General features: G+C 68.5%; 12 protein-coding genes and 1 tRNA gene. 8 read left to right on the top strand and 5 right to left on the bottom strand.

Features of this window, described 5'->3' with window-relative positions:
• Positions 1-311 precede the first annotated feature (311 nt).
• Positions 312-1,877, top strand: a complete 1,566-nt coding sequence (locus J2S76_RS18630; protein ID WP_307062873.1) for a 2-isopropylmalate synthase — start codon at positions 312-314, stop codon at positions 1,875-1,877.
• Between the two features lie 182 nt (positions 1,878-2,059).
• Positions 2,060-2,797, top strand: coding sequence for a DUF930 domain-containing protein (locus tag J2S76_RS18625; protein ID WP_307062871.1), 738 nt, complete (start codon positions 2,060-2,062; stop codon positions 2,795-2,797).
• Positions 2,798-2,883: 86 nt separating this feature from the next.
• On the opposite strand, the gene J2S76_RS18620 is transcribed toward J2S76_RS18625, so the two are convergent.
• From J2S76_RS18620 to pabB, 4 genes are all read right to left on the bottom strand, one after another.
• Positions 2,884-5,163, bottom strand: a complete 2,280-nt coding sequence (locus tag J2S76_RS18620) for a DUF6600 domain-containing protein (RefSeq protein ID WP_307062868.1) — start codon at positions 5,161-5,163, stop codon at positions 2,884-2,886.
• Between the two features lie 190 nt (positions 5,164-5,353).
• Positions 5,354-6,142 (bottom strand): aminotransferase class IV, encoded by a 789-nt coding sequence (locus J2S76_RS18615; protein WP_307062866.1) that lies wholly within the window; start codon positions 6,140-6,142, stop codon positions 5,354-5,356.
• Positions 6,139-6,723, bottom strand: a complete 585-nt coding sequence (locus J2S76_RS18610; RefSeq protein WP_307062865.1) for an anthranilate synthase component II — start codon at positions 6,721-6,723, stop codon at positions 6,139-6,141. The genes J2S76_RS18615 and J2S76_RS18610 overlap by 4 nt, the downstream gene beginning before the upstream one ends.
• Positions 6,720-8,135, bottom strand: a complete 1,416-nt coding sequence (gene pabB / locus J2S76_RS18605) for an aminodeoxychorismate synthase component I (RefSeq protein ID WP_307062863.1) — start codon at positions 8,133-8,135, stop codon at positions 6,720-6,722. The genes J2S76_RS18610 and pabB overlap by 4 nt, the downstream gene beginning before the upstream one ends.
• A 213-nt stretch (positions 8,136-8,348) precedes the next feature.
• Here pabB and J2S76_RS18600 point away from each other — a divergent pair, with 213 nt between their 5' ends.
• The 6 genes from J2S76_RS18600 (at position 8,349) to J2S76_RS18575 (ending at position 13,375) form a co-directional block, all read left to right on the top strand.
• Entirely contained in the window at positions 8,349-9,335 is a 987-nt protein-coding gene (locus tag J2S76_RS18600) for a tripartite tricarboxylate transporter substrate binding protein BugD (RefSeq protein ID WP_307062861.1), read from the top strand.
• A gap of 81 nt (positions 9,336-9,416) precedes the next feature.
• A complete protein-coding gene (locus J2S76_RS18595) occupies positions 9,417-9,908 on the top strand; it encodes a tripartite tricarboxylate transporter TctB family protein (protein WP_307062860.1) in 492 nt (163 codons plus the stop codon).
• Between the two features lie 12 nt (positions 9,909-9,920).
• Positions 9,921-11,420 (top strand): tripartite tricarboxylate transporter permease, encoded by a 1,500-nt coding sequence (locus J2S76_RS18590; RefSeq protein ID WP_307062858.1) that lies wholly within the window; start codon positions 9,921-9,923, stop codon positions 11,418-11,420.
• 120 nt (positions 11,421-11,540) lie between these two features.
• Positions 11,541-11,616, top strand: a tRNA-Lys gene (locus tag J2S76_RS18585).
• A gap of 225 nt (positions 11,617-11,841) precedes the next feature.
• Complete coding sequence (locus J2S76_RS18580; RefSeq protein ID WP_307062856.1) at positions 11,842-12,054, top strand: hypothetical protein; 213 nt, start codon at positions 11,842-11,844, stop codon at positions 12,052-12,054.
• 421 nt (positions 12,055-12,475) lie between these two features.
• A complete protein-coding gene (locus J2S76_RS18575) occupies positions 12,476-13,375 on the top strand; it encodes a transglutaminase family protein (RefSeq protein WP_307062854.1) in 900 nt (299 codons plus the stop codon).
• Between the two features lie 67 nt (positions 13,376-13,442).
• Here J2S76_RS18575 and J2S76_RS18570 read toward each other — a convergent pair whose 3' ends face one another.
• Positions 13,443-14,540, bottom strand: a complete 1,098-nt coding sequence (locus J2S76_RS18570; RefSeq protein ID WP_307062852.1) for an alkene reductase — start codon at positions 14,538-14,540, stop codon at positions 13,443-13,445.

The raw sequence follows: 14,540 nt of genomic DNA, 5'->3' as shown, positions 1-14,540 counted from the left end.
CCCGCCCTTGCCGTTTCTCCCGCGCTCGGCTATGACCTTGCGCCAGAGCAACCTCGCGAGAGCCGAGCCGTGACGCTATCGTCCGCCCGCCGTTCTTCCGCGACCCCGACCGCGCTGCGGTTTCCGGGGAAGGCTCTGCTTGCGTTCGGGCTTCTTCTTCTTAGCCGCCCCTGAGGGCCGGCCGGGCTTCGCGCCTGGGCGCTCAGGGGATGACGCCGCCACCAGCCGAACCGTCAGATGTGCGCCGGACGATGCCGCAGGGGACAATGAGCCCCGCTGTACCCGGTGCCGGAGCCGAGAAGGAAGCCCCCATGTCCACCCCCCATGACCGCGTCGTCATCTTCGACACCACGCTGCGCGACGGCGAGCAGTGCCCCGGCGCCTCGATGACGCTGGAAGAGAAGCTGCAGGTCGCCGACCTCCTCGACACGATGGGCGTCGACGTGATCGAGGCCGGCTTCCCCATCGCCTCCAATGGCGATTTCGAGTCCGTCGCCGAGATCGCCCGCCGCACGAAGAGGGCGGTGATCGCCGGCCTCGCCCGCGCCATTCCCGCCGATATCGCCCGCGCCGGCGAGGCGGTGAAGGCCGCGCGCCGCCCGCGCATCCACACCTTCGTCTCGACCTCGCCGATCCATCTGGAACACCAGATGCGCAAGACGCAGGACCAGGTGATCGACATCATCGCCGGCACGGTGGCGCAGGCGCGCAACCTCGTCGACGACATCGAGTGGTCGGCGATGGACGCCACCCGCACGCCGATCGACTATCTCTCCCGCTGCGTGGAGACGGCGGTCAAGGCCGGCGCCACCACCATCAACCTGCCCGACACGGTGGGCTATGCCACCCCGTCCGAATATGAGGCGATGTTCCGGCAGGTGCGCGCCCATATTCTCGACCGGGTGCCCCATGGCGAGCAGATCATCTTCTCCGCCCATTGCCATGACGATCTGGGCCTCGCCGTCGCCAATTCGCTGGCGGCGCTGGCCGGCGGCGCGCGGCAGATCGAATGCACCATTAACGGGCTCGGCGAGCGCGCCGGCAATGCGGCGCTGGAAGAGGTGGTCATGGCCATCCGCACCCGCGGCGACGTGCTGCCCTTCGCCACCGGCATCGAGGCGACCATGCTGACCCGCGCCTCCAAGCTGGTGTCGGCCGTCACCTCCTTCCCGGTGCAGTACAACAAGGCGATCGTCGGCCGGAACGCCTTCGCCCATGAGAGCGGCATCCACCAGGACGGCATGCTGAAGAACAACACCACCTACGAGATCATGACCCCCGACAGCGTCGGCGTGTCCAAGACCTCGCTGGTCATGGGCAAGCATTCCGGCCGCGCCGCCTTCCGCGACAAGCTGAAGGCGCTGGGCTACGAGCTGGGCGAGAACGCGCTGAACGATGCGTTCAGCCGGTTCAAGGAACTCGCCGACCGCAAGAAGGTGGTCTATGACGAGGACATCGAGGCGCTGGTCGATCACGAGATCGCCGCCGCCGATGACCGGATGAAGCTGGTCTCGCTCAGCGTCATCGCCGGCAGCCACGGCCCGCAGCGCGCCACCATGAAGATGAAGGTGGACGGCGTCGTCGTCACCGAGGAATGCGAGGGCAACGGCCCGGTGGACGCGGTGTTCAACTGCATCCAGGCCATCGTCCCGCACGCCGCCAAGCTGGCGCTCTATCAGGTGCACGCCGTCACCGAGGGCACGGACGCGCAGGCCGAAGTGTCGGTGCGGCTGGAGGATGGCGACAAGGCAGTGACCGGGCGCGGTTCCGACCCCGACACGCTGGTCGCCTCGGCGCAGGCCTATATCATCGCGCTCAACAAGCTGGCGACCAAGCGCGGCAGCCTGAACGCGCAGGCCCAGCCGGCGGCGGAATAGTTCTTTCCGGCGCCACGGCACGGCCGTTAACGAAGAGAGCCCCGGCGAAATGGCCGGGGCTCTTTTTGATTCAGCAGCACGTGCCTGTCGCGGCGGCATGCGCCATGCCGGCCATAATGCTGCCGGGAGCATCAAGGATGGCTGTGGGACCACCGGAGGCTTCCCATGCCGGCAGATCCTGCATGACGCTCGTCCCGTCCGTGCCGCACGGCGAGAGCGGATCGCTGGGCGCGGGGGAGTGCCGGCCGGCTCGCGGACGAGGCGGGGCGGAGGCGGCGCAACTGGCCGTGTCGGCGGCGCTGCATCTCGCCTTGCTCGCGGCGGCTGTTCTGGCGGGTGCCCGAAGCTTTCCCGAGCCGGCCGACCCGCCGGCGCTGGAGACCGAGATCATCAGCTCCGACGCCTTCTCCGCCCTGCGCGCGGCACCCTTTCCGCCTGTAACGTCACCTTCGGCGGAGGCATCGCGGCCCTCCGGCCCGGCTTATGCGCCGGCACCGTCGCGCGCTCCTGCCGCTAAGCCGGCCGAGCCGCCGGATATGGTGCGCCCCGCGCGGATGCTTTCCGAACAGGCGCTCGGCAATCCCCGCAGCCGGGGCCTGCGCCGCGAGCTTGAGCGCCTCGGCGACGAGGATCGCCTTGCCCAGCTCTGCGATCTTGAGGCGATGGAGCAGATCCACGCCTGGCGTGCGGATTTCCAGCCCGACCGGCTGGTCGACTACGCCTCGGACGACACGAAGATGGAAGGCGCCGTTTTCACCGCCAGGGGCGGTGCGTTTCGCAGCCAACGCCAATGGTACGAGGTGTCGTATCGCTGCGAGCTGGACCCATCGTTGCGAAAGGTCGTGGGTTTCGCCTTCCATGTCGGCGCGGCGATCCCGCGCGAGGAGTGGGCCAGCTACAATCTCCCGACCCTGCATTGATGTGACGGGCCGCTTCGCATACCTCGCGGCTCGGCGGCCGGCAAAGAAGAAAGCCCCGGCCAATGGCCGGGGCTCGTGTCGTGGAGTCACTCCGCGCCGGGCGGGACCGGGGGCTGGCCCGGCTTGGCGCCACCGGGACCGCCCGGAGGGCGCGGCTGGCCCTGGGGCGGGCGCGCCTGCTGGTTCGGCAGCGGACGGGCCTGAGGCGGTCGGGCCTGCTCGGGCCGGGCCTGCTGCGGAGGCCGGGCCTGCGCCGGGTTGGCCTGCGGCGGTCTGGCCTGCGCCGGGGCCTGCGGCGGCTTCTGCTGGCGCGGCGGTGCCTGCTCCTGACGCTGCTGCTGGCGGGCGCGCTGCTGCTCCTGCTGGGCGTTTTGCTTCTGCTGACGCTCCTGCTGGTTCTGCTGCTGGCGCGCACGCTGCTGTTCCTGCTGGGCGTTTTGCTTCTGCTGACGCTCCTGCTGGTTCTGCTGCTGGCGCGCACGCTGCTGTTCCTGCTGGGCGTTCTGCTTCTGCTGGCGCTCGCGCACTTCCTGGTTCCGCTTCGCCCGGTCGGCATTGTTCTGCGGCACCGGGTTAGGAGCCGGTCTCGCCGCAGCCGGCGGCTGACCGGGCACGGGGCGGGGGGCGCCGGGCGTGGTTTGCACCGCGCCGGGTGTGGCGGCTGGGTTGGGCGCGGTACCGGGCGCAGCGGGGCCTCCCGGCTGGCCGGGGGTGGCGTCTGGGCCGTTATTCGGCCCGCCGGGACGCGGGGGTGTGGTCCCAGGTGCACCGGGGCCTCCCGGCTGGCCGGGGGTGGCGTCTGGGCGGTTGTTCGGGCCGCCCGGACGGAGCGGCGTTGTTCCGGGCGCAGCGGGGCCTCCCGGCTGGCCGGGGGTGGCGTCGGGGCGGTTGTTCGGGCCGCCCGGACGCGGCGGTGTGGTCCCAGGTGCACCGGGGCCTCCCGGCTGGCCGGGGGTGGCGTCTGGGCGGTTGTTCGGGCCGCCCGGACGGGGCGGCGTTGTTCCGGGCGCCGCGGGGCCTCCCGGCTGGCCGGGCATGGCGTCGGGGCCGTTATTCGGGCCGCCCGGACGGGGCGGCGTTGTTCCGGGCGCAGCGGGGCCTCCCGGCGTGCCGGGGCGGCCCGCACCGGGACGGGCGTCCGGCCCGCCCGGGCGACCGGGAGCGCCGCCCGGCGCGAAGCCGGTGGGGCGCGCCTTCTGCGCCCGCTCGGCGCGCTGGCGCTGCTCCGCCTGCATCCTCTCAAAGGTCTGGCGCCGCTTCTCCAGCGCCTCGCGCTGCGCGCGCTGCAAGGTGTCGGCGCGCGCCTCGGCCTGCCGGCGCTCGTCGCGCAGCCCCTCCGCCCGGTCGCGCTGGAGGTCGCGCACCTCGCGGCGGTAACGGTCGGGATTATCAAAACGCTGGTCACGCAATTCGCGCCGGCGATCGGGCTGCAACAGGTTCAGCAGCGCCACCGAGGGGGCGAGCAAGCCCGGCACGTCGCGGTCCTCGCGCACATATTGGCGGATCAGCGGACGGCGGTCCGGCTCGATCTCGCGCACGAAGCGCGGCGGCGGGCCGCGCCGGTCGCCGAAGTCGAGGCGCGGGGCGAAGATGCCCAGCGCGTTGCTGCCCGGGTCATAGAACACGTCGTCGCGCCGTTCGACATAATAGACCTCGCGGCTGGCGAGCCGCTCGCGGATCGGCGCGTCATAGACATTGGTGCCGAAGCCGCGATTGACGTAATAGCCGTCATTCCAGCTCGGCTCGTAGATGTCGGGAGCGGCGCCGAGAAACACGTTGATCTCGGGGATCGGCGCCACATGCACCGCGAGGTTCTCCTCGGCGATGTAGCGATCCTCGACAAACACCCAGCTCTCCGCCACCGGCGGGGCATAGTGGTCCGGTCGGCCGATCGCGTAGCCGGGACGATCGGGGGCGATGGGCGCCCAGCCGGTCTTGCCGCCGCCGCGCCGCCACGTCACCCAGGCCGGCGCCCAGGTGTCGCCCGGCACCCAGAACCAGCCATAGGCGGGATCATAGCCCCAGCGGCCGTAATGATAGGTCGCCCAGCCGAACGGCTCGAAGGATTCCCAGTACCAGCCATAGGCATCCGTCCACACCCAGCGCCCTTCCTGATAGGGCCGCCAGCCCGGGCCGACATCGGAGGGGATGAACACATAGCGGTAGTCCGGATGCTCCACCCAGGTGCCGAAGGCGCCCAGCTGATCGTAGAACAGATCGACATCCATCGTCGCGCCGCCGCCCTGCGGGCCGGCCTGCGCCAGCTGGATCGGGGCGTTCTGCGCGAGGGCGGGGAGGGTGGCGACCCCGGCGAGAAGGCTCGCGCCAATTCCGGCGACGAGCATGGGGCGTTTCAGGCGAAGCATGGGCACCTCCGGCGGCTTTGCAGTGCTCCTTAACGCCGTCGCGGTGCAATGGTTTCAAATATTGGTCAGCCGCCTTGACCTGTCGATGCGGCCGAAATCATGGCGCACCGCCTCGCGGCGAAAATGTGATTCCATTATGTCCGCGATCCGCCGCCTCGGTTTCCCGGATGAGACAAGTAAACGGGCGGAATTATCTCGCACTTTCCGCGCCGTTCAGTACGATGTCCTGCAAATTGCGGACGATATCGCCACCATCCCCAAGTAACACCCCATCCAGCGAGCGCACCGGCCGCAGGAAGCGCACGGAGTTGGTCAGGAACACCGCATCCGCCCCGGCGAGCGCCGCCGGCGCCAGCGGGCGTTCCTCAACGGCAAGGCCCAGCCGTGGCGCCGCCTCCATCACCAGCGCCCGCATGATGCCCGGCAGGCAGCCTTCCGCCAGCGAGGGGGTGATCAGCCGCCCGGCGATCAGCGCGAACAGATTGGCGATGGTGGTGCAGGCGATCCGCCCCTGCGTGTTGAGGATCAGCGCATCGTCGACCCCCGCAAGCGCCGCCTCGCGCGCCGCCAGAATGTGGTCGAGATAGCCCAGCGTCTTCAGGTTCGCGGTGGGCGAGAACTCGTTGCGCCGGCCGCTCGCGGTGATGAGCCGCGCCGGCTGGCCGAGCAGGGAAGGGCTCCATGGCGCTGTCGCCACGATGAGCGTCGGCGCGCCGACGCTGGCCGGCCACAGGCCCCGCGCCGCCGTTCCCCGCGTCACCGTGGTGCGTAGGATCATCGGCGCGGCCGTGATCGCGGCCGCCATCGCCGCCTCAATCGCGGCCGCCTCGATGGCAATGCCGATCCGCTGCGCCGCCGCCACCAGCCGCGCCACATGGCGGTCGCGGGCGAAGACGACGCCGCCCAGCGCCAGCGCGGTGTCGAACACGCCGTCGCCGAGGGTGAAGCCGCGATCCTCGGCGCTGATTGTCGCGCTCACGCCGCGCTCTCCTGCGCCCGCGCCAGCTTGAGGAAATTTCCCATCAGCTCGTAGCCCTGTGGGGTCAGCACCGATTCCGGGTGGAACTGCACGCCGTAAGTGGGGTGGTGGCGATGGGCGAGGCCCATGATCTCGCCATCCTCGCTCCAGGCGGTGGGGATCAGCTCCGAACCCTCGTCCAGCTCCACCGCCAGCGAGTGGTAGCGCCCGGCCGGGAAGGGCGAGGGCAGGCCGGCGAACACGTCCGAGCCGGCATGGCGCAGCTGCGAGGCGCGCCCGTGCATCGGCTCCTTCGCCCGCACCACCCGCCCGCCAAAGGCCTGGCCGATGCACTGGTGGCCGAGGCAGATGCCGAGAATGGGCAGCCTTCCCGACAGCGCCCGCACCGCCTCCAGCGAAATGCCGGCCTCATTGGGCGAGCACGGGCCGGGCGAGATCACCAGCGCCTCGGGTGCCAGCCGCTCGATGGCGGCAAGGTCGAGCGCGTCGTTGCGCGCGACCTCCACTTCCTCGCCCAGCTCGGTGAGGTAGCGCGCGACGTTGAAGACGAAGCTGTCGTAATTGTCGATCAGCAGGATCACGCCAGCGCCTCCGGGGTGAAGGCACGAAACAGCCGTTCCGCCTTGGTCAGGCTCTCGGCATGTTCGCCGGCGGGGTCGGAGAGGGTGGTGATGCCGCCGCCGACGCCGAAGCTGGCGACCCCACCCTCCACCGTCACGGTGCGGATGGCGATGTTGAAATCCATCGTGCCGTCGAAGCCGATAGTGCCGATGGAGCCGCAATAGATCCCGCGCGGGCGGCCCTCCAATTCGCGGATGATCTCCATGGCGCGGATCTTTGGCGCCCCGGTGATCGAGCCGCCGGGGAAGGACGCCGCGATCAGGTCCAGCCCGTCGCTTCCCTCGGCAAGCGTGCCCGTCACCACCGAGACGAGGTGATGCACATTGGCATAGGTCTCCAGCCCGCACAGGCGCGGCACCTTCACCGAGCCGGGCCGGCACACGCGCGAGAGATCGTTGCGCAAGAGATCAACGATCATCACATTCTCGGCGCGGTCCTTTTCGCTGGTGGTCAGTGCCCGGCCGCGAAAGGCGTCGAGCGTCGGCTCCACCGAGCGCGGCACCGTGCCCTTGATCGGGCGGGTCTCCACCTCGGCGCCGTCGAGCTTGACGAAGCGCTCGGGCGAGGAAGAGGCGATGATCCGGTCCTCGTTGACGATCAGCGCCGCGAAGGTCGCCGGGTTGGCGCGGCGCAGCTGGTCGTAGAGGGCGAGCGGGTCGACATCGCCCACCTCTGCCGCGAAGCGCTGGGTGAAATTGGCCTGGAAGATGTCGCCGGCGCGGATGTAGTCGATTACCCGGCTCACCGCGCGGCGGTAGCTTTCCGCGTCGAAGTTCGAGCGCCAGTCCTTTGCCAGCACCGGGGGGCCGAGCGGCGCTTCGGGCACCGCCAGCCGCGCGCTGGCCTCGCTGAGCCGCTCGCGGGCGCGACGGGCGCGGCGGGCGGAGTCGCTCTCCGGCCAGCCGGTGGAGATGAGAAAGGCGCGCTCGGCCACCACGTCGAAGGCGATGACGAGATCATAGAAGCCGAGATCGACCTCCGGCCCTTCGCCGGGCTCGGGCTGCGCGGTGGGGAAGCGGTCGAACAGGCGGCCGGCCTCATAGGCGACATAGCCCGCCGCGCCGGCCTGGAAGGCGGCCTCGCCCGGCAGGCGCGGCTGCGCATAGGCTTTCAGCCGCGCCCGCAGCGCCTCCAGCGGGCCCCCGGGCTCACGCTCGCCGTTCCAGCGCGGCACGCCCGCTTCCACCCGGAAGCGTCCGAACGGCTCGGCCATGAGATAAGACCAGCGCCCGAGCACGGGGTGGCGCATCGCGCTGTCAAGAAAGGTCAGCCCCGCCACGCCCGCGCCCTCGCGACGGCCGAGCCGGCGCGCGGCCTGCCACGGCTCCTGCCAGGCGATTTCGACGACGAGGGGCGGCGGCTGCTGAATCATGCGTCGAATATGGAACGTCGCGGCGCGGCTTCCTAGAGCGGCGACGCGCGTGCCGCTGTCGACGGCCGTATTTCGCCACCGCGCGGCATTTTCTAGTCCAAAGAGTCACTTGACGCTGGGTTGCGCGGGTGGTGGCCTTAGCGCCCCATAAAAGGCGCTCGCGACATGAGCGCTGTGACATCAAAACGGATCAATAAGTCTCGGGAGGGACATATGAGGACTTTCAAGGGGGCCGCCGCCGCTCTGGCCGCGCTGACGCTCGCCGTCCTGCCGCTGTCCGCAGTGCAGGCGCAGGATTTCCCGAACCGTCCGGTGACCATGGTCGTCCCGTTCTCGGCCGGCGGCCCGACCGACACGGTGGCGCGGCTGATCGCCGAATCCATGTCGCGCACCCTCGGCCAGCAGGTGGTGGTGGAGAATGTCGGCGGCGCCGGCGGCACGCGCGGCGCCGGGCAGGTGGCGAAGGCCACCCCCGACGGCTACACGGTTCTTCTGCACCATATCGGCCAGGCGACCGCCGCCACGCTGTACCGCAAGCTGCCCTATAATGTGCTGACCGATTTCGAGGAGGTCGGCCTCGTCACCGACGTGCCGATGACCGTGATCGGCAAATCGGCGCTGGAGCCCAAGGATGCCGCCGAGCTGATCGCCTATGTGAAGGCGAACAAGGACGCGGTGATCTATGGCAATGCCGGCGTCGGCTCGGCCTCGCATCTGTGCGGCATGCTGCTCATGTCGGCACTGGGCACGCAGATGACCACCGTTCCCTATCAGGGCACCGGCCCGGCGATGAACGACCTTGTCGGCGGGCAGATCGACCTCTTGTGCGACCAGACCACCAACACGACCGGCCAGATCAAGGCCGGCAAGGTGAAGGCCTATGGCGTCACCACCAAGACCCCGGTGAAGTCGCTGCCCAATCTCCCGACCCTCGATTCCGCCGGCCTGCCCGGCTTCGAAGTGGCGGTGTGGCACGGCATGTACGCGCCCAAGGGCACGCCCAAGGCCGAGATCGACAAGCTGAACGCCGCCCTCGTCGCCGCGCTGCAGGACCCCAAGGTCATTTCCCGCTTCGCCGATCTCGGCACCGAGCCGGTGGCGCTGGAACGCGCCACGCCGGAGGTGCACCAGAAGTTTCTTGAGGCGGAAGTCGCCAAGTGGAAGCCGGTGATCGAGCAGGCCGGCGTGTTCGCCGACTGACGCGCCTGATCCCTCCTCCCGCCGGTCCGCCGCCCAGCGCGCGGGCCGGCGCTTCACGTCCCGGCCGGCGGAAAAGGTGCCATGACGCGCTTTGTCAAAAATTCGAAGGAGGTCGCCAGCGGCCTCCTGATCGTGTTCCTGGCGGCCTTCTTCGCCTGGCAGGCGATGGGGCTGCCCATGGGGCGTGCCATCCGCATGGGGCCGGGCTATTTCCCGATGATCCTGGCGGGTCTGCTTGGTCTCCTTGGCCTGATCGTCCTTCTCACTGGACTCACTCTCCACCCGGTTGAGGATGAAAACGAGACGCAGAAGATCGGTTTTCGGCGCTGGCCATGGGTGCCGCTTGGGCTGGTGACGCTCGCGGTGGTTGTGTTCGGCCTCGGCATCCGCCCGCTGGGGCTCGGCCCCTCCATGGGGCTCGCGGTGTTCCTCTCGACCCTGGCGAGCCGGCGCTTCAAGCTGACGACGGCGTTGCTCTCTTCCTTCATCATGGTGGCGTTCTCCTGGGCCGTGTTCATCAAGGGGCTCGGCCTGCCGCTGCCCATGCTGGGCCCGTGGCTCGGCGGCTACTGAGAGGCGAAGTCCATGGAAATCTTCGACAATCTCGCTCTCGGCTTCTCCGTCGCGGTCACCTTCCAGAACATTTTCTACTGCTTCATCGGCGTGCTTCTGGGCACCCTGATCGGCGTTCTGCCGGGCCTCGGGCCGGTGCCGACCATCGCCATGCTGCTGCCGATTACCTTCGGCCTGCCGCCGGTTTCGGCGCTGATCATGCTGTCGGGCATCTATTACGGCGCGCAATATGGCGGCTCGACCACGGCGATCCTGATCAACCTGCCGGGCGAGAGCTCCTCGGTCGTCACCGCCATTGACGGCTACCAGATGGCGCGTCAGGGCCGCGCCGGCGCCGCGCTCGCCACCGCCGCCATCGGCTCCTTCTTCGCCGGATCGGTCGCCACTTTCCTGCTCGCCGTCTTCGCCCCGCCGCTCGCCGACCTCGCGCTGAAGTTCGGGCCGCCGGAGTATTTTGCGCTGATGGTTCTAGGACTTGTCGCCTCGGTCGCCCTGGCCTCGGGCTCGGTGGTAAAGGCGCTGGCGATGGTGGTTCTGGGCATTTTGCTCGGCCTGTCCGGGCAGGATGTCTACACCGGCACCCCGCGCTTCACCTTCGACATGCTGGAACTGGCGGATGGCATCGAGTTCGTGGCGCTCGCCATGGGCGTGTTCGGCATCGGCGAGATCGTGCGCAACCTGGAGGATGAGCACACCCGAACCGTGATGGTGCAGAAGGTGAAAGGCCTGCTGCTCTCGAAGGAGGATATCAAGCGCATCATCGGCCCGATCCTGCGCGGCACCTTTCTAGGTTCGTTCCTAGGCATCCTGCCGGGCGGCGGGGCGATCCTGTCTTCCTTCGCCGCCTATTCGATCGAGAAGAAGATTTCCCGCCACCCTGAAAAATTCGGCAAGGGCGCCATTGAGGGAGTTGCCGGGCCCGAGGCGGCCAACAATGCCGGCGCGCAGACCTCCTTCATCCCCATGCTCACGCTCGGCATTCCGTCCAACCCTGTCATGGCGCTGATGATCGGCGCGCTCATCATCCAGGGCATCGTGCCGGGCCCTAATGTGGTGAACGAGCAGCCGAGCCTGTTCTGGGGCATCATCGCCTCGATGTGGATCGGCAATCTGATGCTGGTGGTGCTGAACCTGCCGCTGATCGGCATCTGGGTCCGGCTGCTCACCGTGCCGTACCACATCCTGTTTCCGCTCATCGTCGGCTTTTGCTGCATCGGCGTCTACAGCGTGAACAACAATGCCATCGACGTGTTCACCATGGCCCTGTTCGGGGTGGTCGGCTACGTATTGGTTAAGCTGGACTGCGAGCCGGCGCCGCTACTGCTCGGCTTCATCATCGGTCCGATGCTGGAGGAATATCTGCGCCGCGCCATGCTGATCTCGCGCGGCGATCCCACGGTGTTCTTCACCCGGCCGATCTCCGCCACCATGCTGGGGCTGGCAATTCTCGCGTTGGTCGTCGTGCTGCTGCCCTCCGTGCGCAAGAAGCGCGAGGAGGCGTTCCAGGAGTAGCGGGCAGGTCTCCTCTCGGGCTGGCCTGTGGAAAGATCGGGAAGCCGGGCTGTCCCTATGGACACACCCGGGGGGCTCTGCTACATGACCGCCCGTCCGCAAGGCCACGGTCTGCGGCGGGGGCGCATAGCTCAGTTGGTAGAGCAGCTGACTCTTAATCAGCGGGTCCTAGGTTCGAGCCCTAGTGCGCCCACCAAACTCCGATCCTTCGGAGTTTTGGCGGAACCAAGACGAAGTCATCTTCGTCCATCCCCTGTCTTCATCCGTGTCCGGTGGCGCGTCGCTTGTTAAAGCGGCGCGGGACCAGCGGGTTATCCGGCCAGGATAGCCTCCACCCAAGCGCCCGAGGGCGCGGCCGGGCAGGGGGCTGCACGGCGGACGGGGTCCCGGCGATCCCGACCGTTCCGCTCGGGAGGGCGACATGATCGACCAATCTTCCATGCTCTGTGCCCACTGCCAGCGTTGCGGGCGGCGTTCCGTGCTCGGACGCGTCGATGCGGCCTCTCTGGCGCCCCCGGCCGAGGGGGCGGCGCCCCCGCGCCTGCGCTGCGACATGTGCGGAGGGCGGCAGGTGAAGCTGTTCAACGCCAACGGTCCGGTGGAAATGCTCGCCTTTCTCAATGGGCGTATCTGAGCGGGAGCGAGGCGCCGCGTCCCCTCGAACGAAAGTGCGGCTTGCGCGTTAGGCCTTCAAACAGGCGAACAGGCGAGAGCACGCGATGGCTAATCCCAATAATGACTACGGCTCCTCCAGCCGAGGTCCGTTCAGCGAAGGCGGTTCCTCGAGCCCGGGCGCATCGGGCGGGCCGGGTGGCCAGCCGTCCGGCATCGTCGGCGGATCATATGCGTCGGGCGCCTCGGCGCAGGGTGCGCGCGCAGGGTCGCGCGCTTCCGACAGCGTCGCCCAGGCTGCGGCAGGGCAGGAGCCGACACAGCGCTACTCATTTCGCGCTCTGGTTGCAATGGGCCTGATCGGCTTTGCCGTCGGCCGCCTCTGCTCTCGCTGACATCTCCCGCCTGCCTTGGCCCGCGGGCGGACCTTTTCGGAACTCAACATGCAGACCCTGACCGTCCGACACGTCACCCAGTACACGTACGCCAACCCCGTCACCTTCCAGCCGCATCGGCTGATGCTGCGCCCGCGCGACAGCCACGACCTGAGGTTGGTGGGGGCGAACATCTCGCTGTTTCCGCACGGAAACATTCGCTGGATGCACGACGTGTTCGGCAATTCCGTCGCGGTGGTCGACTTTCTCGAACCATCGGATGAATTGAAGATCGAGAGCGTCCTCACGCTGGAGCGCTATGGGTTGGGCGGGCTCGACTTCGAGATCGAGGAGGGCGCGACCTCCTACCCCTTCGTCTATTCTCCGGACGACCGCATCGACCTCGGCCGCATGCTGGACCCACATCATCCTGACCCGCACGGCGAACTGGAAGCCTGGGCGAAGGGGTTCATCGCCGCGCGGCCGACCGACACCATGGCGCTGCTGACGGATATCAACAACAGCATCCACAAGGGTTTCAGCTATAATCTGCGCTTCGAAGAAGGCACCCAGCCGCCGCTGGAGACGCTGCGGCTGGGCACCGGCTCCTGCCGTGACTTCGCGCTGCTGCTCATCGAAACGGCGCGGGCCCTCGGCTTCGGGGCGCGCTTCGTCACCGGCTATCTCTATGATCCGGCGCTCGACGGCGGCGATTCCGCCCTTGTCGGCGCCGGTGCCACCCATGCGTGGGCGGATATCTACTTGCCGGGTGCCGGCTGGGTCGAGTTCGATCCCACCAACGGCACGATTGCTGCCGACAACCTCATCCGCGTCGCCGTGACCCGCGATCCCAGCCAGGCGGTGCCGGTGGCGGGTGGGTTCACGGGCCTGACCGGCGATTATCTCGGCATGGCTGTCGACGTGTCTGTGCGCTGCGTGCGGCCGGAAGAGCCGCTCGCGGCGGCATAGCCGCAGCGCTTTCCCATAAAAAAGGCCCGCCAGAAGGCGGGCCTTTGTCGTTTTGAGCGAGGAACGCTCAGGCGCCGGCGTTCTCCAGCGTCGGATAGTCCGTGTATCCCTTGGCGCCGCCGCCATAGAGGTGGTCGCGGTCCAGCTCATTGAAGGCGACGCCACGGCGCAGGCGTTCCACGGCGTCGGGCGACGAGATGAAGGCCTTGCCGAAGGCGACGAGGTCGGCCTTGCCGGCCGCGACCACCTCTTCCGCCATCGCCTTGTCGTAGCCGTTGTTCACCATCCAGGCGCCGCTGTAGCGGGCGCGCAGGGCCTCGAAATCGAAGTCCGGCACAATGTCGCGCGGGCCGCCCGTGGCACCCTCGATCATATGGACATAGACCGGGTGCAGGCTCTCGACGACGTCCATCACATGGCTGAACAGCGCCTGCGGATCACTGTCGGTGACATCATTGGCCGGCGTGACGGGGGAAAGCCGCAAGCCGGTCCGCGCGGCGCCGATCTCACCGATCACGGCTTGCAGGACCTCCTTCAGGAACCGGGTACGGTTTTCGATCGAGCCGCCATAGGCGTCGGTGCGCTTGTTGGCGCCGTCGCGCAGGAACTGGTCGATCAGATAGCCGTTGGCACCGTGGATTTCGACACCGTCGAAGCCGGCGAGAATGGCGTTGGCCGAGGCCTGGCGGAAATCGTCGACGATGCCGGGGATCTCGTCCAGCGTCAGCGCGCGCGGCTCGTCGACCTCGGCAAAGCTATTGTTCGCATAGGTCTTGGTGTTGGCGCGAAGAGCGGAAGGGGCGAGAGGGGCGGCGCCGTCCGGCTGCAGCGAGCGGAGCGAGACGCGCCCGACATGCCAGAGCTGCACGAAGATGTGGCCACCGGCGCCATGCACGGCGTCGGTGATCTTCCTCCAACCTTCGATCTGCGCCTGCGTGAAGAGGCCGGGCGTGTCCTGGTAGCCCTGGGCGGTCGCGGAGATCTGCGTCGCCTCGGTGATGATGAGCCCGGCGGTGGCGCGCTGGCGATAATACTCAACCGCGAGCGGCGAGGGGACGAGGTCGGCGCCGGCGCGATTGCGCGTCAGCGGGGCCATGACGATACGGTTGGCGAGGATGATGTCGCCGAGGCGATACGTGTCGAAAAGGGATTTCGTGGCAGCCAA

The organism is Ancylobacter vacuolatus (assembly GCF_030813595.1).
In the GTDB taxonomy this organism is placed as follows: Bacteria; Pseudomonadota; Alphaproteobacteria; order Rhizobiales; family Xanthobacteraceae; genus Ancylobacter; species Ancylobacter vacuolatus.
Note: the sequence above shows the minus strand (reverse complement) of the source record. Positions and strands in the feature narration are given on the sequence as shown.

Excerpts from the sequence above, each read along its gene's own strand:
- J2S76_RS18630 (WP_307062873.1), top strand. The coding sequence starts at position 312 with ATGTCCACCCCCCATGACCGCGTCGTCATCTTCGACACCACGCTGCGC.
- J2S76_RS18625 (WP_307062871.1), top strand. The coding sequence starts at position 2,060 with ATGACGCTCGTCCCGTCCGTGCCGCACGGCGAGAGCGGATCGCTGGGC.
- J2S76_RS18620 (WP_307062868.1), bottom strand. The coding sequence starts at position 5,163 with ATGCTTCGCCTGAAACGCCCCATGCTCGTCGCCGGAATTGGCGCGAGC.
- pabB (WP_307062863.1), bottom strand. The coding sequence starts at position 8,135 with ATGATTCAGCAGCCGCCGCCCCTCGTCGTCGAAATCGCCTGGCAGGAG.
- J2S76_RS18600 (WP_307062861.1), top strand. The coding sequence starts at position 8,349 with ATGAGGACTTTCAAGGGGGCCGCCGCCGCTCTGGCCGCGCTGACGCTC.
- J2S76_RS18595 (WP_307062860.1), top strand. The coding sequence starts at position 9,417 with ATGACGCGCTTTGTCAAAAATTCGAAGGAGGTCGCCAGCGGCCTCCTG.
- J2S76_RS18590 (WP_307062858.1), top strand. The coding sequence starts at position 9,921 with ATGGAAATCTTCGACAATCTCGCTCTCGGCTTCTCCGTCGCGGTCACC.
- J2S76_RS18580 (WP_307062856.1), top strand. The coding sequence starts at position 11,842 with ATGATCGACCAATCTTCCATGCTCTGTGCCCACTGCCAGCGTTGCGGG.
- J2S76_RS18575 (WP_307062854.1), top strand. The coding sequence starts at position 12,476 with ATGCAGACCCTGACCGTCCGACACGTCACCCAGTACACGTACGCCAAC.